Consider the following 22,079-nt stretch of genomic DNA (forward strand, 5'->3'; position numbering starts at 1 on the left):
CAGCAATTCGGCCGCTTTATAGGTCGGGTGCCAATGCGAGCCGTGCCGGGACTTGTGCTGGACGTGGTAACGGCAATGGAAATGTGAGAGACCTTGCCCCACCGACCTTTCGGCATGTCTCCTGCATCCGGGCAACACACAACGACGTTTCTCGCCGTCCGGACGGAGGAATTTCGAGGAAAGCGCCGCATCGCTGCGACGCCCTCCATAAGGACCTTCATGCATTCGCGTGTCGTTCCAACGTTTCTCTTAGCCGATCGCGAGCAAAATCGGACGCCTGGTAGTACATAGCGTATTCCTCGCTGGTGTGTGGTTTGAGGGCCAGCAGTTCCGCATCCTTTGCGACGGCCAGATCAAACACAGCCCTAATCTGGTCGCGATGGGCAAAGGGCTTCCTGTCTCGCTTTCTGAAATCCCTTTTCTGTAGATGCGCCAGTCCTTCACCGAACACATGAAGCAGTTCTTCCTGTGGGGCAAAGAGGCCCACCACTGCTCCCACTGAAACATGCGAAAGGGCTTGCTCAATTGCAGTGTAGAGCCCGAGATTATTTGGCCCGTCCAAGAGCACCAGCGGCGCGGCGTCATTTGATGCGAGCAGTTCTCCGTCGAGGCTGACCAATCGCCACGCGTGTACGTGCTGCGGCGCATGAAACGGAGATTTTTGAGTTCCGGCTACTGAGAGAAACAGCTTGCAGGTTAGCAGCGCTTGATCTGTAGCCTTAGGAAGATGGTGGTTTATTTTTCAGTTCCTTCTAATTCACTCGGGACATCCGAGCGCAACAATCACCATATAGACCAAAAAGCCGATCTAGTCACTACAAAATTAGAATAATTTTCGCAGTTCCCCCATTTTGCGAAATAGATATGCCAACAACAGCGTGACCATACCCGGACTATACAGTCCACCACTAAGTAGACCAGCCCACATGACCAAAGATCATGGCGACAATACCCCCAGCAACCTTTAGGCGCCCAGGACAATACACAGGTCAGGACACTCAAACCAAGTAAGGAGATGGCCCACCCCCACTCCACTTAGCCCCGCCCAGGCACCCCAACCCAGGCAGACCGCCCACCCCACTTAGCCCCACCCAGACCAGTGGCCAACCCCAGCACGGCCCCGCCCACGCACGCCACCGACCTGCCCTCAAGGTGTACCGAGTCCGGCTCGTTAGTGCCGCCACCACTATTGCGATTTTCAGCTTGCCTCAAAACACCGGATCGCTAGAGATATTCCTGAGCGCAAACGCGGCGCTACGGGGCGTGGAAACCCCGAACTCGGCGGTATGATCCCCACCGGAAGGGAGATCGATCCTTGACCTTCTCTAGGTCGGGGGGCCTGTGGCGTATGTCCAGGTTCACCGAACTAAAGGCCTCAGGGACCGACCGAGTCGGTTTTCCAACTCCCCGATCAGGGGTCATGGAGGCAAGCTTGCGGGGGCGCACCGCAGGCAGCAGCCCAAAGGGAAGCCGAGATGGAAAACACTGAGACAACGCCGCTGCAAATGAACCGTCTGACAATCGGCGGTGAGCGCGAGCCCATTAGAGAGCTTTTCGAGCTGCTGGCCTGCTACGTTGCGACAGGAGCTGTAGCCTATGGCGTAGTGGTGGGGTCGGGCAAATTGGCTGTCCGGCTGCTACCCGCACTGTCACAGTACTCCAAGGGCTTTCTCGTCTGCCTCGCGGTTTCCTTCGTGGTATTGCTGGCGGCTTCGAACTCCTGGCTAAGGACGGCGAAGGGGCAGCCTATTAGGCGGGCCATCGCGGCGTGGGCATACCCCATCATCCTCGCTGCTGGTCTTTGGGGTGGCTATAGGTATAGCGAATACGATTTCCCAAGAACCGAGCAAGGCCGGCAATACGAGGCCGCGCTGTCAGCGTGCATGGAACATCCGATGTGCGCTCGCCGCCTGCAACGGAAGGACTATTGAGATTAGTTAGCAGCGATCCTAAACCCTTGCGCAGGACCAGAATGAGGGAGTCGGGTCCTTGTTGCCGGTCGTTATTCGCATGGCCACACCTCGGCGAAAGCGTTGTTAATCAAGGTTGGACCGTATTTGTGTCGATCCGCTGGGTGTTCGTTCAACCATTTGCAAATTACATCGACCATCTGGCCCGACGTGGCTCCGTCAGGCACACAACGATTAGTTCGTACAAACGTACCAATCACCTTCAGCTCTCGCGAATCCGGCTCGCGCGTGAGCCCGTAGTCAGCAGCGCTGCTGTCATAAAGGCCTTTGTCCACCACGCCCATCATATAGCCCACCACAAAAAGCCTGTTCGTCTGGCAATACTCAAATAGCTTATTGCCTGTCATGAAGGCCGGATCCGCGTGGGCAGTGGTTGAACTGAAAAGGGCGAGAAGTGGCAGTACGAATCGCAAGACTGCTGGTCTTTTCATCGATTTTCCCTCTCAGCGGGAGTGATTTGCTTGTCCAACGTTATCTGCCTCTTTCACTATCCTGAAGTAGCTGGCACGGCTGATCCCCAACGTTGATTGAATCTGGAGAGGCGTCATTCCTTCGGCCTTCAAGGATAGGACTTTCTCTGCTTTGCTCCGGGCGGTAGGAGCGCGCCCCTTGTACTTACCTTCCGCTTTGGCCTTTGCGATGCCTTCCCGCTGCCTCTCCAGCATCAACTCCCGCTCAAACTCAGCGATAGACCCCAGCAGATTTAGCATCAGCTTTCCGGTGGGCGTGGAGGTGTCCAAATTGAGCGCCAAGATGCGCAGCTCAACGCCCTTCCGCCGAAGCTTCTCCGTGATTGCGATAAGGTCCGCCACTGAGCGGGCCAGACGGTCCAGCTTGGTGACCACCATCACGTCACCTTCACGCACGAAATCTAGAGCCCGCTCCAGCTCGGGCCTTTCGGTGGCGACCGAAGAAAGCTGCTCCTTGAAAATCTTCGTGCAGCCGGCAGTTTCGAGGTCGCGGAGTTGGACCTCTAAGCCGGCCTTTTGGTCGGTGGTCGAGGTGCGGGCATAACCTATCATCACTGCTGTCATCGTGGCGTCCTCAGAGTCTCACATAAATTTTCAGCTATGAGATACCGGTAGTCTCAAAATGTCAACGGCACTTGTGTGAGACCCTCGCGGCGATCTAATGACAGACTCATAAGGGCTTGCCTCAAAGAGACTGCCGTCGCTTTGGGCGCCTCTTGCCCAGTTCAAAGACTCAACTTAGGGTGCAGTCGGTCCCAGATCGGTGGCTCCTTTGCATCTGCTTTATTGCGACGAGACGAACTTAGAGAAAAAGTCCGGAGACTTCCTCATCTACGGGGGTCTGTTCATTGACGGAACGAAGGCTAAAGACTTTTCGCTCGCCGTCGACTCGCTACGGAGCAAGCACAAGGTCCCCCAGGATTATCGGCTCAAATTTAATCCTGGACCGCCAGGCTTCACCCAGGATCAGTTTAACGTGCTGAAGCAAGAGTTGATTGAGCTTGCCGCCCGTTTTGATATTGGCCTGATCGCGTACGTAATCCTACATGACATATCCATTAGCCCCAACTTGGCGAGAAGGAATGGAATCAACGCTGTCTGCTATCATTTCGATTGCATCCTGAACCGATTGCAAGGTTCGGGCTTAGTACTCATCGACCGGTTCAACGATGAGGGGAACGCCATAGAGGCACACCTGCGCGAGAAATTTACCGTTGGGCTGACAGGCATGCCATACGGCGACGGGAATAAACGCTTGGCAAACATCGTAGGCTTTCACTACTCGGCCATTGGGCAGGCCCATTTGCCAAGTGTCGTGGATGTAGTTCTTGGGTCCCTACGGTTTTCGATCAACGCTCACACGCGAAACCGTCCAGAGCAAATTGCCACCGCCGGAAAGTTGCTTGGGCTCATCTCCCCTCTCTTTGTTCGCTTCAAGGATTCGGTTGCGGTGCCAGAGCTTGGATTTCTGTACAGTCCCAAGGTAATCAAGGCTGCTAAATACCGAGACAAATATCGAGGCTTGAAGAACTTTCTTGCTGATGCAGGCATCGAGACAGCGCAACAAATAACTGACCAGCGTACCTACTAAACACGTGGGGCGGCGGCGCGTTGCGAACCGGCAACGGGTCCCATCAAGGGGTACCGGGGGAAATCACGCGGTCACTGGCACGTAGATCGTCTCTCGGGCGTGTGACCCCAGATTTCATTGAAGATATTGCACATCGGAGCTGTCTGTGGGGTAGCCCAGCGAAAGGGAAATTATCGAATGCTTGAACTTTTTGGCGCGTTGATGAGCGATTACATGTCCAGCAATAACCTTCCCATGGACGCAACGGTCTCTGGCGCAGGAGTCATTGCGCTAAAGGCACTTCTTCAGAAACGCGCACAGAAGGCCAGGGATATATTGCTCGAAGAAATCCGGCTCGGCAACCGGCCGATCACCTTCAAGAGTGCTGACGAAGCAGCGGCGATTACCTACAGGTACATGCGGGCAGGCGAGGAAGGAGCAGCAAGGACCAATCTACGGCTCCTCGCTAGGGTAATTGTAGGCAGCGCAGAGGGACCGGGGCTCTATGCTGATGACTTCTTGCGGTGGGCAGATGTCCTGGCGGGGCTAAGGCGAGAGGAAGTCATTGTGCTTGGCGTAATGCAACGCCTTAACGATCAGCCGCCAAATCCTGAACACGCAGAAAATCGCGCATTTTTGTCTTGGAGGGAATGTCGAACCATCTTGAGTGCTGACTATGGCATGGAACCACAGGTGTCTGTTGCCTACGCCAACGCGCTGCTGCGCACAGGTCTCGTACAGCTCGTGTCCGGCTCGATGGAAACTCCAATGGTTCCACACCCCACCACCGCACTGAAGGACCTGTCTGCGCTCCTTTCTGTCGAAGGGATCGTGCGGTCTGAGCAAAGCGCCGTCGCGCCGTAAACATCGCTCGGCCCCCGGGTCCCATCGAGGGGTACCGGGGGGAATCGCGGGGTCACTGGCACGTAGATCGCCTCTGAAATGCGTGACCCCTGGTTTGATTCTGCCTTCCAATTTTGTGCTCCCGCAGCCTTTGACTGAGCAATATTGCGTGGCGAAAAAGCCGGTGCGGCAGGAGCCCCGACCTTTGAACATTCCTGTTGAAAAAAACTGCCTGATGCTATCTGTCGTTGTTCAGAAACGGATTTGGTGCTTGATGGTAATGGGCTTGCGGACAGATTTTGTTGCCAAGTTTCATGGCAGTTGAAACCATTGTTGGGTGATTTGCCTGACGATACTTACAGACGATGCAATATTGGATAATTCCTACGTTCGCATAAGAGTGTCCGCAAGCCTTTCGAAATTGAATAAATGTCCAAACTTGACGCTTTAAAACAGGCAAAATCGCTTTCAGACTTGGCTTATATACTAGGCGAGCAACCTAAAGTACTGTCATATGTCTTATATATGATTCCCAGCACGCTGAAATACACACCATTTCTCATCCCAAAAAAGTCTGGCGGCACGCGCACGATACAGGCGCCCATTGACCGCCTAAAGAGAATTCAGAGGGCACTCGCTGACCTGCTGCAGGACATACAGGAAGAAATCTCCACCAAACGAAAAGTGGATAAGCGGCACGCCGTCTCTCATGGTTTCAAAAGAAAACTGTCGATAATCACGAACGCTCGAAATCATAGAAATAAGACATACGTCTTCAATTCAGACCTTGAGAACTTCTTTCCGTCAATAAATTTTGGTCGGGTTTACGGCTTCTTCGTGCACAATGAGACGTTTTCCTTAGATCCTAAAGTGGCCACTGTCATCGCTCAAATCGCTTGCCACGACAATAGTCTCCCCCAAGGTAGTCCTTGTTCGCCGATCATTTCAGACTACATCGGACACATTCTGGATATGAGGCTTTCAAGACTAGCCTCCCGCCATCGATGTACTTACACGAGATATGTTGACGACTTAAGCTTTTCGACCAGCCAACCTAATTTTCCGAAGGAGATCGCTTATCAACATGAAGGCGATCACAAATGGCTTGCAGGCGATGCGCTGGTTAAAAATGTCTTCAAAACGGGATTTAAGCTGAATCACGCAAAAACGCGTGTGCAATACAAGCTCTCCCGTCAGGAGGCGACGGGGCTGATTGTAAACAGGAAGGTGGGGGTCCCAACCGAATTTTATCATTTAACGCGAGCAATGTGCCACAGCCTATTCAATCAAGGCTTTGCGTTCGTTGTGAAAGATGGAATCGCCCAGCCAGTTTCCGACGCCGTAGTCAGAGGAAGACTGAGTTATATTCATCACGTGCGCTCGATGCAAAACACACTCGAAAAGGGCCCCTCTCTTCAGGGTACAGCCCCATTTCGGTTATATCAACGATACCTCAATTTCAAATCTTTCTACGGCATTTCCCAGCCCGTGATTATTGGAGAAGGTGTCACAGATACAATCTATTTAAAGGCCGCCCTCAATCAGCTTGCCGGAAAATTCCCAAACTTGATAGACGTTGGGCACGGGACAAAAGAACATAAGCTGACGTTCTTTAAGTACGGAAAGTCTAGCCGTGAGCTGATGGGGTTATCAGGGGGCACAGGAGAGCTAAAAAATCTACTCGGTGACTATAGAAAGCGCATTAGTGGCTTTAAGTTCGGTGGGGCAAACCCGGTTATTATTCTTGTCGACAATGATGACGGGGCAGAAAAGTTCTTTAAGACGCTTGGCTCCATGACCAAAACAAAGGTAACGGGGACGGACCCGTTCTACTACGTCTATGCCAATTTATATGCAGTTCCTATCCCGCCCACAGGAGGCCCTGTTGCGGCAATAGAAGGCCTCTTCGATCCATCCTTGTTAAATATTCCTCATGAAGGAAAAAAGCTCGATTTGACGAACAAAGAAACGGATGGAACTAAGTTTTATTCAAAACATACGTTTGCGAAGAGCGTGGTCCGACCAAATCAGGATAAAATTGACTTCACCGGTTTTGAACCGCTACTCCTTGCGATTGAACAGGTCATCGCCGATTTCGCTGGCCGTTTGGCGGCTGGAACCGCTCCTTAGAACTTGTTTTTCGCGCCCTCTAGCCGGCCAAGGCGCGCGCTCGCGGATGCGGCCTGGTGGCTGTCGAGGTGATAGCATTTTAAAGCAGATTGTCGGTCAACGGATGTCCCTGCCCAGTTCTACTCCTGCTTGCTCCGCCATCAGGCGCACGTAGCCGCGAATGATGTTTTCCCTGAATCCAAACCAGCCGGAGCCATAGCCTTTGAGGATGCTTCCATGTCCCTCTTTTTTTAGGGCGAGGAGCCTCTGATTGAATAGCTCTTTGGTCAGCATAAGGCGCTCCACTCGCTGTCGTCGCATCATGATACGCTTATAGGACGCTTCATAAATTTCGGAAAGCTGTCGGCTGTCCGATGTGGTGTCAGCAACCGCCCAGAGCGCCTCTTCGTAATCCGTGGTGTTCTTCGTCTTGCGGGTAGCTTTTTGGTATTGTTGTCTGAGAACGCCCTCTGCCCTTTCCAGCGCCCCCGTGATGCCGGCTCGAAAATGCTCCGAAAGAAGCTTGGTGACTTCCTCCTTATCATCGTAAGCGCTCCAGAACATAGATTCACCGATTAAATGCACATAATGTGGGAAACCATCACTAATCTGACCAATACGGACAAGCATTTCGGTTGGGATCTCCACGTTCGCCTGGTTCGCGACATGGCGAATTATCTCCCACAAGTAGTTATGATGAAGCTTTTCAAGGCTGATTGTTTCAAGGATGCGCCCAGCTGAGGGATGCGCCCCAATCAATTCATCAACAGTCGTGCCGATCCCGCAGAATATGAACTTTACACGCTCCTCTAGTTGGGGAATGTTCTTTATAAACTCTGCGAATTTCTCGCGTTCCGCCGCAGCCCCTATGCGCTCCATCTCATCAATAATGATGATCTGCGGACCAGGACGCTTCTCCAGAACATAGCGAATTATATCCAATGCACCCGTGAGTGTTTGCGCGTCGGGGAGGGTGTGGTGCAGGTCAGCTTCAGCCGGCTTGATAGTGAGCCCCGTACCAAAAACAGTGGCACCGTAGGTCCCTGTCGCGCCGCGCCGCTCGACCCGCTTTGTGATGCTGATAGTAGCGTTGCCAACTGCCGTCATGACCTCAGCAAAGCTCCCGCTGTTTGCACAGGGGACATAGATCGGGGTTGATCTGGAATCCTGATGGAGATGGGCTGCGGTCTCTGCCAAAGAGGTCTTTCCGACGCCGCGATCACCATAAATAAAAACCTGACGCCCTGCCGACGCAAACGCCCGCTCTATTGTGGTCAATGCCTTGGCGCGCCCGAAAAGTCGCTCTGGAGTCTTAATCGTTGCCGAGGGTGTGAAGTTCTCACTTAAAAGCGTCTTAAAATCCGCATCCGACAGTGAAGCAAGCGCCATAGCAAACTCTGAGTTTCAGGTTGATTCGCACGCGCTATTATAAGTTCTGAGGTGCCGGGAGTCATAAGCTTAGGCGCGGGGCGGGAAATTTAAGGTTTTCACCCCGCCACGCAACGCGCCCGAATTCCATCAACAACGCCGTGCCGATCCCGGGTACTGCCTGTGGGTACTTTCTTGGGTACCAAGCCAGAACAAAGGCAGCCGTATCTAGTTGATATTTCATCAACAAAACTTATCAATGGAAATTTGGTGGAGCTAAGCGGGATCGAACCGCTGACCTCTTGCATGCCATGCAAGCGCTCTCCCAGCTGAGCTATAGCCCCATCAAGGCGGTCCGGCGTGGCCGGTCCTGGGATGCTCCGGAGGGCGTTTCCTCTGGAGTGGCGGCTTCTTACTTGCGGTTTTCGCAGATAGCAAGCCTAAAAAATCCGACCCGGAATTTTTTTGTCATCCGGGCCGGCATTTGTCTGATCAGACTTCGTCTTCATCGCCGGTCACGCCGATGATGTCGCTCATGTCGTCATCGTCGTCGTCTTCGTCGGGTGTGAGGAAGGTGTCGTCATCGTCGTCGCCTTCGATTTCGACATCGTCATCGCCCATATCCGGAATGTCGTCGCCAGAGGCAGCGTCATCGGCATCCTCGAGCGAGACCAGTTCCACTTCGGTGTTTTCGGTATCGACTTCCGCAACCTCGTCTTCCTCGGCAACGTCGGCGGCTGCCGAAGTTTCCTCGAAGAAGGATAGGGGATAGGACTTGCCGGTATAAGGAGAAACAATTGGATCCCGGTTCAGATCATAAAACTTCTTGCCGGTTTCCGGATCGGTGCGCTTGGTTCCAAGTTCCGCTTTCGCCACTATAAGCCTCGTGAGAATGGCCGAATCCGCGATTCGGCAAAATGCCGTGCAAGCCGGCGTTCCATCGGAATTTATAAGCCGGTCCCCTTAATCGCTGTGGCTTCCCATGTCAAAGCCAAACTTTATCATCTGAGTGCGGGCGTTTTCGCCTGCCGACGGATGACCGCTCATGGTGTTTGTGATAACGAGCCGCGGCAGTAGCGGAAGCGGGTTAAGACTGCCGCCCGCCAGGCGGAAGCTTTGGAAGAAATGCCCTGCAGTTACAGAGGATTACGCGATGCAAGGTTCTGCGCCGCCGCCGGCCGCCAATTTCCAGCTCTTCCGGCCGCTTCTGCGCAAGGCAATCCCTTTCGCGCGTGACGGCGCATCATCGCAGGATTGATCCCATGGAAACAAAGAGTTTCACCATCGCCATCGACGGCCCGGCGGCAGCAGGCAAGGGCACGCTTTCGCGCCGCATCGCCGAGCGATATGGCTTCCACCATCTCGACACCGGCCTCACCTATCGCGCCACGGCCAAGGCGCTGCTCGACGCCGGCCTGCCGCTCGACGACGAGGCGGTAGCGGAAAAGATCGCGCGTGAGGTTGAACTTGCGGGACTGGATCGCGATATACTTTCCCAACACGAGATCGGCGAGGCCGCCTCCAAGATCGCCGTCATGCCGGCGGTGCGCCGGGCCCTGGTCGAGGCGCAGCGCCGGTTTTCGGCAAGAGCGCCGGGCACAGTGCTCGACGGACGCGATATCGGCACGGTCGTCTGTCCGGATGCGCCGGTGAAACTTTATGTGACGGCGTCGCCCGAGGTGCGCGCCAGACGCCGCTACGACGAGATTGTCGGCAAGGGCGCGACGGCGGATTTCGAGGCGATATTCGAGGACGTCAAAAGGCGTGATGCGCGCGACATGGAACGGGCCGACAGCCCTTTGAAACCAGCTGATGATGCGCACTTGCTTGATACGTCGGAAATGAGTATAGAGGCCGCGTTTCAAGCTGCTCAATCGATCATCGATGCGGTCTTGAGCCGAAATGCCTAAACTCAAGCGATTTTGCATGCTCAGAAGCATGGATCGCTTTAATGCAGCCTGAAATTCCGTCCAAGCGCCGGATTGCCTTCGTGAGAGAAGGCGGACTGGGTTCAGGCCCGTTCAACGCAAACCAACCGGCGCGCACGTGTCCGATTCCAAAGTTCAGGACACGCAGGAGATTTTATGTCAGTAGCTACCCCCTCCCGCGAGGATTTCGCGGCTCTTCTCGAAGAGTCCTTTGCCAAGAACGACCTGGCCGAAGGCTATGTCACCAAGGGCATCGTCACGGGCATCGAGAAGGACGTCGCGGTTGTCGACGTCGGCCTCAAGGTTGAAGGCCGCATCGCGCTCAAGGAATTCGGCGCCCGCGCCAAAGACGGTTCGCTGAAGGTCGGCGACGAAGTCGAAGTCTATGTCGAGCGCATCGAAAACGCGCTTGGCGAAGCGGTCCTGTCGCGCGAGAAGGCTCGCCGCGAAGAAAGCTGGATCAAGCTCGAAGCCAAGTTCGAAGCCGGCGAGCGCGTCGAAGGCGTGATCTTCAACCAGGTCAAGGGCGGCTTCACTGTCGACCTCGACGGTGCGATCGCCTTCCTGCCGCGTTCTCAGGTCGATATCCGTCCGATCCGCGACGTGACCCCGCTGATGCACAACCCGCAGCCCTTCGAAATCCTCAAGATGGACAAGCGCCGCGGCAACATCGTCGTTTCGCGCCGTACGGTTCTGGAAGAATCCCGTGCCGAGCAGCGTTCTGAAATCGTTCAGAACCTCGAAGAAGGCCAGGTTGTCGACGGCGTCGTCAAGAACATCACCGATTACGGTGCGTTCGTCGACCTCGGCGGCATCGACGGCCTGCTGCACGTCACCGACATGGCGTGGCGCCGCGTGAACCATCCGTCGGAAATTCTGAACATCGGCCAGCAGGTCAAGGTTCAGATCATCCGTATCAACCAGGAAACCCACCGCATCTCGCTCGGGATGAAGCAGCTCGAGAGCGATCCGTGGGATGGCATCCAGGCCAAGTATCCGGAAGGCAAGAAGATCTCCGGTACCGTTACGAACATCACCGACTACGGTGCATTCGTCGAGCTGGAGCCGGGCATCGAAGGCCTGATCCACATCTCGGAAATGTCCTGGACCAAGAAGAACGTTCACCCCGGCAAGATCCTGTCCACGAGCCAGGAAGTCGAAGTCGTCGTTCTCGAAGTCGATCCGTCCAAGCGCCGTATTTCGCTCGGCCTCAAGCAGACGCTGGAAAACCCGTGGGCAGCATTCGCCCGCAGCCATCCGGCCGGCACTGAAGTCGAAGGCGAAGTCAAGAACAAGACCGAATTCGGCCTGTTCATCGGCCTCGACGGCGATGTCGACGGCATGGTGCACCTCTCCGACCTCGACTGGAACCGTCCGGGCGAACAGGTCATCGAGGAGTTCAACAAGGGTGATCTCGTCAAGGCCGTCGTTCTCGACGTCGACGTCGAGAAGGAGCGCATCTCGCTCGGCATCAAGCAGCTCGGCAAGGACTCGGTTGGTGAAGCAGCCGCTTCCGGCGACCTGCGCAAGAATGCCGTGGTTTCCTGCGAAGTCATCGCGATCAACGATGGCGGCATCGAAGTGAAGCTCGTCAGCCACGAGGACATCACTTCCTTCATCCGTCGCGCCGATCTCGCCCGCGACCGCGACGAGCAGCGTCCTGAGCGCTTCTCGGTCGGCCAGGTCGTCGACGCCCGCGTCACCAATTTCTCCAAGAAGGACCGCAAGATCATGCTGTCCATCAAGGCTCTGGAGATTGCGGAAGAGAAGGAAGCCGTCGCCCAGTTTGGTTCGTCCGACAGCGGCGCTTCGCTCGGCGACATCCTGGGTGCCGCGCTCAAGAACCGCGGCGGCGAATAAGCCTCGCAGTCATTTCTGAAATAGGGAACCCGCCGGAGCAATCCGGCGGGTTCTTCTTTTCAGGCATCGAAATTTGTTATTCCCAGCCGACCATGCGCTGATAGAGCGCGTAGACCGGATCTGCTGCCGTGTCCGGCTGATGCGCCGCCGGCTCGGCGTCGATCATCCTCGGCACCCTGCGCTCGGGTGCCGCCTCGGCTGCTTCGGCGTCGGGCTCGGGATCCTCGCCGCCGGATTTGGCCTGCTGCTCGTCCTGCGGCGCTCCCTCGTGGTGATGGTGATGCTGGTGGCTCGTTTCGCCGGCCTTTTCGTTCGACACCGTATCCTTGGCGAACTGATAGGGCAGCTGGGCATAGGCCAAGCCCTCCGGCATCTTGGCCGCGAGCGGCACATAAGAAGCCTCGGCCATTTCGGGAGGCGGTATCAGCTGCGGTTGTGCGGCAATTTCTTTGGGCTGCCGGGCAGTCGCAGCAGTTGCCCCTGTGTCCATCTGCGGGGAATGTAGCGTTGCGGACTGTCGCGCATCGGCAGCGGCGAGATCCGCCGGCTGTCTCGTCAAGGTCTCCGTCGCTTCGCTGATGACGACGTCGTCGAGAATGGCATCGATCTCCACCGCCGCCTCGACAGGACCATCCTCCAGGATGGTTTCGACGTCCTGCTCACGGATGATGGAGACGATCATCTCGGAGACCTCTTCGGTCATGGAGGCGACGATTCCCGCCCAGTTCCGGGGAATCACAGGATCGGATTTTTCCGACATTGCATGCTGAATGACGGTCCGCTCCGTCACCTCAACCGTGTCGTCACCCGCACCCTGCTCCGCCGGCACCGATTGCCGGGCTTCAATCTCCGACTTTTCCTGGGCACCCTCAGCTTTTGTCACCAAAGCTGAGCGAATTCGATTTTCGGGCTGCGGGACTTCAGGATCAGCCGCTTCAACGGCTTCGGCCATAACCGCTTCATCGGCTGTCGCAAGCAGCGCGGTCTCGGTTCCGTTGCCGGCGGGCGCAGCTTGCTTTTCCGCCGGCTGGCGGATCGTCGCCGGCAGACTGTTTTCATGCAGCTGGATCTCGGGCCGGGTCTCGGCGCGCATTGGCGAAGCGTCGTTCTGACCATAGGATCGGACGACGGCGCGAGCGGCAAGATCGCGGTCCCTGTAACGCACGATTTCCAGATAGGCGACGATACGTGCCGCCTCGGGCCCCGTCGGGTTCTTCAAGGCTGCGGCGATCATGCGAAGCGGCAGACTGTGCCCTTGCGCGCTCAACTGGCGTTCGGCCTCATCGATCCTCGCAGACGGCAGCCCGCGGATGGCGTCTGCGAGCCGGGCGGCGAAGGCGAGATTGCTCTCGTCCTCGCCGCGATCGAGCGAGATCGAGCGGCCGGCCGCATCGATGACATCGAAAAGGGCTTCGACCATGCGCTCACGCGCCGCAAGGAGCAGGATATTGAGCTTGCCGGCAATGGCGGGATTCAAGTCGGCGGCTTCCACCGCGTTGACGGGTGCGGGGGCGATCACTGATGGACCGAGCCCCCCGGCAACGATTGCCGCGGTCTGACCTTGAGACGAAAAGCTCGCATTGGACGCTGCACGAACGGGGGTCAACATGGCATGCCCTTTCGTAAAGTGACGATGAAAGCAGGCTCTATGAAAGGACCGCGCTCATCCGGCCCCTTGCATCCCGAGCAGATCCTCCTGTCCGCATGACGCAATTGCGGCGCCATCGAATGCATAAAAATTAAATCGAATATTAAGAAACAGACATTAATGAATCGCTAACGCCTGCGGATCCGTTCATCCGCACCTGCAAGAAACAGAGAAGGACAGCAATTCGCTCAGCTGTGAGCGAAGATATCAGCCTCTTCCCAACCGAGCAGGTCGAGCTTGGCGCGGGTCGGCAGGAATTCGAAGCAGGCCGTGGCATGGTCGAACCGGCCGTCGCGGATCAGGCGTACCGTCAGCTTGTCGCGCAACGCATGCAGATAAAGCACGTCGGAAGCGGCATATTCGAGCTGGGCCGGCGACAGCGTCTCGGCCGCCCAGTCGGAAGATTGCTGCGCCTTGGAGACATCGATGTCGAGCATCTCCTTGAGATTGTCCTTGAGGCCGTGGCGATCGGTGTAGGTCCGGCAGAGGCGCGAAGCGATCTTGGTGCAGAAAACCGGGCTCGTGGTGACGCCGAAAGTATGGAAGAGCACGGCGATATCGAAGCGGCCGTAGTGAAAGATCTTTTGATGCGTGGGATCTTCGAGCAGAGCGACGAGATTGGGAGCTTCTCTCTGGCCGGCAGCGATGCGGATAATGTCGGCGGTGCCGTCACCCGGAGAAAGCTGGACGACGCAGAGACGATCGCGCCGCGGCACCAGCCCCAGTGTCTCGGTATCGATGGCGATCGCGCCGGTATAGCGGGCCGCATCGGCCGCGGAAATATCGCCTTCGTGGTAACGTATGGTGGCGGCCATGAGACTGTCTTTCGTTCGGATATTCTCTCGCGCTATAGCGCAAAGGCGCAAAATGCGAAACCGCTTCCTGTTGCGAGGCCGTCAAAATGTCGGCGGCGTGTTGATCCAGAGAAGCACGGTTTCGCCGTCATGGCGGTTGCGCCAGGAATGGTAGCGGCGGCTTTCGAAATAAAGTGAATCGCCCGGGCCGAGGTCGAAGAACTGATCGCTGTCGAGCACCAGTTCCAGCCGGCCCGACAGGACATGCATGAATTCCTCGCCCTCGTGACGATAGGCCCCCTCACTCGCGGCGCCCGGCGCCAGCACGAAACGATGGCAATCCATCATCCTGCGGCCTTCGGCAAGCAGTTGCACCGCGACGCCGGGGGTCGTTTCAGGCCAAGTGCGCCATTCACCTGCGCGCACCAGCGCCGGCACCTCGCCGGTTTCTTCGCCTGAGAGGCGCGAGACGGTGGTGCCGTAATAATCGGCGAGGTCGTGCAGCGTCTTGAAACCGACGCCCTGCGACGTGCGCTCCAGCGTCGAGAGCGTCGAAGCGGTAATGCCGATATCGCCGGCCACTTGGTCGAGCGTCTTGCCGGCTGCATGGCGCAGGCTCCGCAGCCTGCGCCCGACACCGGAATCCTGACTTGCCTCGCCTTCGGCGGAAGGCTCTTCACCCTCCAGCGCCGAGCGGATCGCCACGGGATTGAGGCCGCGCTCGACACGATACCAGGCGATGCGCTTCAGACGCGCCACATCGTCGGCGCTATATTGCCGATGGCCTGTTTCGGAGCGGCCGGGGACCACCAGACCCTGGCTTTCCCAGAGGCGCAGCGTCGAGGCGGAGACGCCCGCCAGCCGAGCGGCCTCCGCCACCTTGTAACGCACCGGCCCGTTATCACTCATCCGTCAATACCCCGATTCTCGTCGCGCGAGCATTCATCAAAACCCGTGATGTTTGAAGCAAAAAATGCCGCTTGTTTTCTTGCAGAAAAAATGTAGGAATTCCAGAAAATCTTACAGAACTTTTGTAGGATTCTCGAGAACCCTCTTAGCACAGGAGCAGATCCGATGACCGCGCCAAACCTTACTGACCGGAAGAACGCGGCGATTTCGCGCGGCGTCGGCATGACCACTCAGATCTATGCGGAGCGCGCGGAGAATGCGGAAATCTGGGACAAGGAAGGCCGCCGCTATATCGATTTCGCCGCCGGAATCGCCGTGCTCAACACCGGCCACCGTCATCCCAAGGTCATTGCGGCGGTCAAGGATCAGCTCGAGCGCTTCACCCATACCTGCCATCAGGTGGTTCCTTATGAGAGCTACGTGCGCCTCGCCGAGCGGCTGAACGTGCTGGTGCCCGGAGATTTCCAGAAGAAGACGATCTTCGTGACCACGGGCGCCGAGGCGGTCGAAAACGCCGTCAAGATCGCGCGCGCCGCCACCGGCCGCTCTGCCGTCATCGCCTTTGGCGGCGGCTTCCACGGCCGCACCTTCATGGGCATGGCACTGACCGGCAAGGTCGTGCCCTACAAGGTCGGCTTCGGCGCGATGCCGGGCGATGTCTTCCACATCCCCTTCCCGGTCGAGCTGCATGGCGTTACCGCGGAGCAATCGCTGGCGGGGCTGAGGAAGCTTTTCGCCGCCGATGTCGATCCGCAACGCGTCGCCGCTATCATCATCGAGCCTGTGCAGGGCGAGGGCGGCTTTTACCCGGCACCCACAGCCTTCATGAAGGCTCTGCGCGAGGTTTGCGACCAGCATGGCATCCTGCTGATCGCCGATGAGGTGCAGACCGGTTTTGCCCGCACCGGCAGAATGTTCGCTATGGATCACCACGAGGTGGCCGCCGACCTGACGACGATGGCGAAAAGCCTTGCCGGCGGCTTTCCTCTCGCCGCCGTCACCGGCCGCGCCGAGATCATGGACGCACCGGGGCCGGGCGGGCTCGGCGGCACCTATGGCGGCAATCCGCTGGGCATCGCAGCCGCCCATGTCGTCCTCGATGTCATCGACGAGGAGGAACTCTGCAGTCGCGCGAGCCAGCTCGGCCACCGGCTGAAGCAACGCCTGGAATCGCTGCGCGAGAGCGTGCCAGAGATCGCCGATATCCGCGGGCCGGGCTTCATGAACGCCGTCGAACTCAACGACCGGACGACGGGATTGCCGAGCGCCGAATTCGCCAACCGCGTGCGGCAGATCGCGCTCGACAAGGGCCTGATCCTGCTGACATGCGGCGTCTACGGCAATGTCATCCGCTTCCTGGCGCCAATCACGATCCAGGACGAAATCCTCGGCGAGGCGCTCGACATTCTCGAGGCCTCGATGCTGGAAGCAGGCGCCGGCAGGTAGCCGCGTCGGACCCGGATTTCAATGGCAGCCGCTCCTAAGGAGATATGACATGGCCTTCACCACCGCCCTGACGAGACACGTTCCTTTCTCTTCGCCGTTTCTGCGCGATGCCGGTTACATCAACGGCGTCTGGACATCAGGCGATGCCACAAAAACCTTCGACGTGCTCAACCCGGCAACCGGCGAGCTGCTTGGCTCCCTGCCCGATATGGGGGCAGCCGAGACGCGTGCGGCGATCGACGCGGCCCATGCCGCCCAGCCGGCCTGGGCCGCCCGTCCGGCCAAGGAGCGCAGCCGGATCCTGCGCAAATGGTTCGACCTGATGGTCGCCAATGCCGACGCGCTGGCGGCGATCCTGACCGCCGAGATGGGCAAGCCCTTCCCGGAAGCGCGCGGCGAGATCCTTTATGCCGCGGCCTATATCGAATGGTATGCGGAAGAGGCCAAGCGCATCTACGGCGAGACGATTCCGGCACCCTCCGAGGACAAGAGGATGATCGTCATCAAGCAGCCGGTCGGCGTCGTCGGTACGATCACGCCCTGGAATTTCCCGGCCGCGATGATTGCCCGCAAGATCGCGCCGGCGCTTGCAGTCGGCTGCACTGTCGTATCGAAGCCGGCCGAGCAGACCCCGCTGACGGCGATTGCCCTTGCCGTGCTCGCCGAACAGGCCGGCATTCCCGCCGGCGTCTTCAATCTGATCGTCGGTCTCGACGGCCCGGCAATCGGCCGCGAGCTCTGCGGCAATGGAAAAGTGCGCAAGATCAGCTTTACCGGCTCGACCGAGGTCGGCCGTATCCTGATGCGGCAATGCGCCGACCAGATCAAGAAGGTGAGCCTGGAGCTCGGCGGCAACGCACCGTTCATCGTCTTTGATGATGCTGATCTCGACGCCGCCGTCGAGGGCGCGATCGCCTCCAAATACCGCAATGCCGGTCAGACCTGCGTTTGTGCCAACCGCCTCTATGTCCAGTCCACCGTCTATGACGCCTTCGCGGCGAAGCTTGCCGCCAAGGTGAAGGAGATGCCGGTCGGTGACGGCTTCAAGCCTGATGTCGTCATCGGTCCGCTGATCGACGAGCAGGGCCTTGCCAAGGTGGAAGACCATGTCAGCGACGCGCTCGCCAAAGGTGCCAAGGTGCTGACCGGCGGCGAGCGCATCGAGGGCACCGGCACCTTCTTCGCGCCGACGGTGCTGACCGGCGTGACCCGCGGCATGAAGGTGGCGCGCGAGGAAACCTTCGGGCCGGTGGCGCCGCTCTTCCGCTTCGAGACGGTCGAGGATGTCATCGCCCAGGCCAACGACACGGAATTCGGGCTCGCCGCCTATTTCTATGCCGGCGACCTGAAGAAGGTCTGGCGTGTGGCGGAAGCGCTGGAATACGGCATGATCGGCATCAATACCGGTCTGATGTCGTCCGAGACGGCGCCCTTCGGCGGCATCAAGCAATCCGGCCTCGGCCGCGAGGGCTCGCGCCACGGCGCTGACGACTATCTGGAGATGAAATATCTCTGCATCGGCGGCGTCTGATCCGTCGTTCCACCCGCGCGCGGCCTGCGCTGCGTGCGGTCAGTAATGCGGCGGTCGGGTGATTGCCGGAGCTTCCAGCGTCTGCTCCTCGAGCGACAGGAAACGTTCCGTCAACCGGTCGAGCTTGGTGCGCATCTGTTCGACGATCTTCCATTGTTCGGCGAGCTGATCGGAAAGCTCTTCGATCGTCTTTGCCTGATAGGCCAGCATTTCCTCCAGCCTGGTGATGCGGTTGGTCTCGTCGGACATCGAGCCTCCTTTGCCGACAGCGGCAGAACAGATGTTTTTTCCAAAGCGGAAATAGGCCGGCCCGTCAATGCTTTCGACTGCCCGCGGGCCATGCGGAAATCTGAACCGTTTGGTTACTAAAAGACCTTGCCGTGCCTAATGTTGTGGGGTAGGCCCTTATCCATCAGGGAGGATTACTGATGGATGCAGGAAACGGCTTTCTTCATCCGGACCGGCTCTTTCCGGCCGATCCGGCGACACGGACCATTGCGCGCGACCTCTACGAGACGGTGCGCAATCTTCCCATCGTCAGCCCGCACGGGCACACCGAACCGTCCTGGTTCGCCGATGACAGGGCCTTCGAAGACGCGGCATCGCTGCTGGTCATTCCCGATCACTACCTCTTCCGCATGCTGCACAGCGTCGGCGTCGCCTTGGACGAGCTCGGCGTACCGCGCCTCGACGGCAAGCCGGTGGCTCAGGGGCGGGCAATCTGGCGGACCTTTGCCAAACATTACCATCTCTTTCGCGGAACGCCCTCGAGCCTCTGGGTGGACCACGCGATGTCGGCCGTGCTCGGCTGCACCGAACCGCTGACGGCGGATAATGCCGATAAGCTCTACGATCACATCAATGCCCAGCTCGCCCGTCCCGAATTTCGCCCGCGGGCGCTGCATCAGCGATTCGGCATCGAAACGATCGCGACGACCGAAGGCGCGCTCGATCCACTTGTCCATCATCAGAAGATGGCCGCGGACGGCTGGATCGGCAAGGTGCGCACTACCTACCGGCCGGACAGCGTCACCGATCCCGATGCCGTCGGCTTCCGCGATAACCTTATCAAATTCGGAGAGATCACCGGCGCCGACGTGACGCGTTGGGACGGCCTGATCGAAGCGCACCGGCGCCGGCGCGCCTATTTCCGTCAGTTCGGCGCCACTGCGACCGATCATGGCGTGCCCACGGCCTTTACGTCAGATCTGCCGCCTGCTGAAAAGCAGGCGCTGCTCGACAAGGCATTGAAGGGGCCGCTTTCGGCTGCCGATGCCGAGCTTTTCCGCGGGCAGATGATGACCGAGATGGCCGGTCTTTCGGCCGAGGACGGCATGGTGATGCAGATCCATGCCGGCTCGAGACGCAATACCGACAGCGGGCTCTTTGCCACCCGCGGCCCCAATATGGGCGCCGATATCCCGACCCGCACCGACTGGGTCGGCGGGCTCAATGCTCTGCTTTCCAAATATGGCCACGCGCCGGGCCTGCGCATCCTGCTGTTCACGCTCGACGAAACGACCTATGCCCGGGAGCTGGCGCCGATGGCCGGCCATTGGCCCTGCCTGATGATCGGCCCGCCCTGGTGGTTCCATGACAGCCCGCTCGGCATTCGCCGCTATCTCGACCAGGTGGTTGAAACGGCCGGTTTCGCCAATATGGCGGGCTTCAACGACGACACGCGCGCGTTGCTGTCGATCCCCGCCCGCCATGACGTCTGGCGCCGCGAAGTCTGCCGTTTCCTCGCTGGGCTCGTCGCCGAGCACCGGATCTCCGGGAAGGAAGCCCAGATCGTGGCGCGCGAACTCTCCTATGACAATGCAAAGAAGGCCTATAAGCTGTGAGCGACAGACTGCAGAACGTGACTGGCCTTGCGCCGACGGCGAAGCTTCCCGCCTATGACAGGAATGCGCTGAAGGCCGGCATCCTGCATCTTGGCCCGGGCGCTTTTTTCCGCGCCCATTTCGCACCCTTCACGGATGCTGCGCTGGCGGCCGCCGGCGGTGACTGGGGGATCGAAGTCGCGAGCCTGCGCACGCCTGATGTCGCGGATAATCTCTCCGCCCAGAACGGGCTCTATACGGTGCTGATCCGCGATACATCGGGGACGACGGCTGAGGTGGTCGGCTCGATCCTGAAAGCGCATGTCGCGCCGCGCGATCCGGCCGGGCTGCTGGCGCGGCTCGAGGACCCTGCCATCCGCATCGTCAGCATGACGGTGACGGAAAAGGCCTACGGCTTCGATCCCGCAACGGGCGGCCTCGACCTCAAACATCCCGACATCGTCGCCGACCTCGCCAACCGCCACGCGCCGCGCGGCGTCATCGGCTATCTCGTCGAAGGTCTTGCGCGCCGCCGGCAGAAGGGCATAGCGCCCTTCACGCCGCTCAGCTGCGACAATCTGCCGAGCAATGGCGCGGTGCTGAGGCGCCTCGTACTGGAATTCACCTCACGCATCGATTCCGACCTGCATCGCTGGATCGAAGCGAATGTGCCCTTCCCCTCGACGATGGTCGACCGCATCACCCCGGCGAGCACTGAAGCGACCTATGCCGACGCCGAGCGGCTGACGGGCCGCACCGACATGGCGGCGATCGAGACCGAACCTTTTACGCAATGGGTCATCGAAGATCATTTCGCCAATGGCCGCCCGGCCTGGGAAAAGATTCGCGGCGCACTGATGGTCGAGGAAGTCTCGGCCTACGAAAAAATGAAGCTCAGGATGCTGAACGGCGCCCATTCGCTGCTTGCCTATCTCGGACATATCGGCGGCTATGAATTCATTCGCGACGTCATGGATGATGCCGGCCTGGCCGCACTTGCCTACCGCCACATGCACGCGGCGGCGCGCACCCTTGATGCGGTGCCCGGCATCGATCTCGATGATTATGCCAATGAGTTGATAGCACGCTTTGCAAACAAGGCGATCGCACACCGCACCTATCAGATCGCCATGGATGGCACGCAGAAACTGCCGCAGCGACTGCTGGAGCCGGCATGCGAGGCGCTTGCCCTTGGCGACCGGGCGGAGACCTATGCGATCGCGGTTGCGGCGTGGATGCGCTATGCGATCGGCAAGCATGGCAATGGCGAGCGCTATGAGCTGCGCGATCCCCGTGCTGCTGAGATCGCCGCGTTGATTGCTGATGTCCCCCGCACCGGACCGGCGATATCGGCTGCTCTGTTCACCCTCCCCGGCCTTTTCCCGTCGGCTTTGACCGGGCATCGGGCCTGGACGCAGGATGTGTCGGACAAACTCGAGATCCTGATCCAGGACGACCGGCTGCCGTTGTTTTGAGCAGTTGGAAGCATTTCAGGTGGTTCCTATCGCCTCCCTGATCGCTTTTCTCGGGCCTCAGGGAGGCGTGCACGCCAGCGGCGCGTTTGGCAAGAACATCAACCCCGCTCTCCGTCATCCCAGGGCCTTGAGCCTGGGATCCATACCTCTGCTGCTGATGGATGGGGCATGGATGCTCGGCTCAAGGTCGAGCATGACGGAGAGTGGGTAAGCACGAAAACCATTCGCCCCGCAGATGCCCGTGTCAGCGACGCCATTCGCTGGCGATACCAGACAATCCATCAGGGGCCGAACTGAAACGGCGAAGCTAGAGCCTTCCCTGATCAGATTGAATC

The 22,079-nt window shown here is 58.6% G+C and carries 20 protein-coding genes and 1 tRNA gene; 11 read left to right on the top strand and 10 right to left on the bottom strand.

Translation table 11 applies throughout. The features are described 5' to 3' along the window. Nucleotides 1–217 precede the first annotated feature (217 nt). On the bottom strand, nt 218–619 hold the full coding sequence (locus tag FFR93_RS19920; RefSeq protein ID WP_138394466.1) for a hypothetical protein: 402 nt from the start codon (nt 617–619) through the stop codon (nt 218–220). Between the two features lie 856 nt (nt 620–1,475). Here FFR93_RS19920 and FFR93_RS19925 point away from each other — a divergent pair. Next, nucleotides 1,476–1,931 (top strand): hypothetical protein, encoded by a 456-nt coding sequence (locus FFR93_RS19925; protein WP_138394467.1) that lies wholly within the window; start codon nt 1,476–1,478, stop codon nt 1,929–1,931. A 71-nt stretch (nt 1,932–2,002) separates the two neighbouring features. Here the strand turns inward: FFR93_RS19925 and FFR93_RS19930 are convergent, their stop codons facing one another. Then, nucleotides 2,003–2,401, bottom strand: a complete 399-nt coding sequence (locus tag FFR93_RS19930; RefSeq protein ID WP_138394468.1) for a Rap1a/Tai family immunity protein — start codon at nt 2,399–2,401, stop codon at nt 2,003–2,005. 12 nt (nt 2,402–2,413) lie between these two features. Further along, complete coding sequence (locus FFR93_RS19935) at nt 2,414–3,004, bottom strand: recombinase family protein (protein ID WP_138394469.1); 591 nt, start codon at nt 3,002–3,004, stop codon at nt 2,414–2,416. A gap of 208 nt (nt 3,005–3,212) precedes the next feature. Here FFR93_RS19935 and FFR93_RS19940 point away from each other — a divergent pair, with 208 nt between their 5' ends. The 3 genes from FFR93_RS19940 to FFR93_RS19950 all read left to right on the top strand — a co-directional run bounded on the left by FFR93_RS19940 (nt 3,213) and on the right by FFR93_RS19950 (nt 6,983). Beyond that, nucleotides 3,213–4,031 (top strand): DUF3800 domain-containing protein, encoded by an 819-nt coding sequence (locus FFR93_RS19940; RefSeq protein WP_171049219.1) that lies wholly within the window; start codon nt 3,213–3,215, stop codon nt 4,029–4,031. Between the two features lie 177 nt (nt 4,032–4,208). Beyond that, complete coding sequence (locus tag FFR93_RS19945; protein WP_138394471.1) at nt 4,209–4,874, top strand: hypothetical protein; 666 nt, start codon at nt 4,209–4,211, stop codon at nt 4,872–4,874. Nucleotides 4,875–5,282: 408 nt separating this feature from the next. Beyond that, nucleotides 5,283–6,983, top strand: coding sequence for a retron Ec67 family RNA-directed DNA polymerase/endonuclease (locus tag FFR93_RS19950; protein WP_138394472.1), 1,701 nt, complete (start codon nt 5,283–5,285; stop codon nt 6,981–6,983). A 96-nt stretch (nt 6,984–7,079) separates the two neighbouring features. Here FFR93_RS19950 and FFR93_RS19955 read toward each other — a convergent pair whose 3' ends face one another. The 3 genes from FFR93_RS19955 to FFR93_RS19965 all read right to left on the bottom strand — a co-directional run bounded on the left by FFR93_RS19955 (nt 7,080) and on the right by FFR93_RS19965 (nt 9,206). Further along, nucleotides 7,080–8,351, bottom strand: coding sequence for an ATP-binding protein (locus FFR93_RS19955; protein ID WP_138394473.1), 1,272 nt, complete (start codon nt 8,349–8,351; stop codon nt 7,080–7,082). A 247-nt stretch (nt 8,352–8,598) separates the two neighbouring features. Next, nucleotides 8,599–8,674: transfer RNA gene (locus tag FFR93_RS19960), tRNA-Ala, on the bottom strand. Nucleotides 8,675–8,822: 148 nt separating this feature from the next. Then, the gene (locus tag FFR93_RS19965) at nt 8,823–9,206 is read right to left on the bottom strand and encodes a TIGR02300 family protein (protein WP_064707529.1); all 384 of its coding nucleotides are present in this window, start codon (nt 9,204–9,206) and stop codon (nt 8,823–8,825) included. Between the two features lie 386 nt (nt 9,207–9,592). Between FFR93_RS19965 and cmk the strand changes: the two genes are divergently transcribed. Together cmk and rpsA are read left to right on the top strand one after the other, a co-directional pair. Next, entirely contained in the window at nt 9,593–10,240 is a 648-nt protein-coding gene (cmk, locus tag FFR93_RS19970) for a (d)CMP kinase (protein WP_138394474.1), read from the top strand. A 174-nt stretch (nt 10,241–10,414) separates the two neighbouring features. Beyond that, on the top strand, nt 10,415–12,118 hold the full coding sequence (rpsA, locus tag FFR93_RS19975; protein WP_064707527.1) for a 30S ribosomal protein S1: 1,704 nt from the start codon (nt 10,415–10,417) through the stop codon (nt 12,116–12,118). Between the two features lie 76 nt (nt 12,119–12,194). Here rpsA and FFR93_RS19980 read toward each other — a convergent pair whose 3' ends face one another. The 3 genes from FFR93_RS19980 to FFR93_RS19990 all read right to left on the bottom strand — a co-directional run bounded on the left by FFR93_RS19980 (nt 12,195) and on the right by FFR93_RS19990 (nt 15,469). Next, nucleotides 12,195–13,727: a hypothetical protein gene (locus tag FFR93_RS19980; protein ID WP_138394475.1), complete on the bottom strand. Its 1,533-nt coding sequence runs from the start codon at nt 13,725–13,727 to the stop codon at nt 12,195–12,197. Nucleotides 13,728–13,954: 227 nt separating this feature from the next. Beyond that, the gene (locus tag FFR93_RS19985) at nt 13,955–14,581 is read right to left on the bottom strand and encodes a ribonuclease D (RefSeq protein ID WP_138394476.1); all 627 of its coding nucleotides are present in this window, start codon (nt 14,579–14,581) and stop codon (nt 13,955–13,957) included. 81 nt (nt 14,582–14,662) lie between these two features. Continuing rightward, the gene (locus FFR93_RS19990) at nt 14,663–15,469 is read right to left on the bottom strand and encodes a MerR family transcriptional regulator (protein ID WP_064707524.1); all 807 of its coding nucleotides are present in this window, start codon (nt 15,467–15,469) and stop codon (nt 14,663–14,665) included. Between the two features lie 165 nt (nt 15,470–15,634). Between FFR93_RS19990 and FFR93_RS19995 the strand changes: the two genes are divergently transcribed. Next, nucleotides 15,635–16,915 carry a 4-aminobutyrate--2-oxoglutarate transaminase gene (locus tag FFR93_RS19995; RefSeq protein WP_138394477.1) on the top strand — a complete coding sequence of 427 codons (1,281 nt, stop codon included), beginning with the start codon at nt 15,635–15,637 and terminating at the stop codon, nt 16,913–16,915. Between the two features lie 49 nt (nt 16,916–16,964). Further along, on the top strand, nt 16,965–18,446 hold the full coding sequence (locus FFR93_RS20000) for an NAD-dependent succinate-semialdehyde dehydrogenase (RefSeq protein WP_138394478.1): 1,482 nt from the start codon (nt 16,965–16,967) through the stop codon (nt 18,444–18,446). Between the two features lie 39 nt (nt 18,447–18,485). On the opposite strand, the gene FFR93_RS20005 is transcribed toward FFR93_RS20000, so the two are convergent. Further along, nucleotides 18,486–18,695: a SlyX family protein gene (locus FFR93_RS20005; RefSeq protein WP_064707860.1), complete on the bottom strand. Its 210-nt coding sequence runs from the start codon at nt 18,693–18,695 to the stop codon at nt 18,486–18,488. A gap of 179 nt (nt 18,696–18,874) precedes the next feature. Between FFR93_RS20005 and uxaC the strand changes: the two genes are divergently transcribed. From uxaC to FFR93_RS41945, 3 genes are all read left to right on the top strand, one after another. Beyond that, a complete protein-coding gene (gene uxaC, locus FFR93_RS20010; protein ID WP_138394479.1) occupies nt 18,875–20,290 on the top strand; it encodes a glucuronate isomerase in 1,416 nt (471 codons plus the stop codon). Then, nucleotides 20,287–21,744 carry a mannitol dehydrogenase family protein gene (locus tag FFR93_RS20015; RefSeq protein WP_138394480.1) on the top strand — a complete coding sequence of 486 codons (1,458 nt, stop codon included), beginning with the start codon at nt 20,287–20,289 and terminating at the stop codon, nt 21,742–21,744. The genes uxaC and FFR93_RS20015 overlap by 4 nt, the downstream gene beginning before the upstream one ends. A gap of 168 nt (nt 21,745–21,912) precedes the next feature. Continuing rightward, the gene (locus tag FFR93_RS41945; protein ID WP_281407908.1) at nt 21,913–22,041 is read left to right on the top strand and encodes a hypothetical protein; all 129 of its coding nucleotides are present in this window, start codon (nt 21,913–21,915) and stop codon (nt 22,039–22,041) included. The last annotated feature ends 38 nt before the right edge of the window (nt 22,042–22,079 follow it).

This window comes from Rhizobium sp. MHM7A (assembly GCF_005862215.1).
Lineage (GTDB): Bacteria > Pseudomonadota > Alphaproteobacteria > Rhizobiales > Rhizobiaceae > Rhizobium > Rhizobium bangladeshense.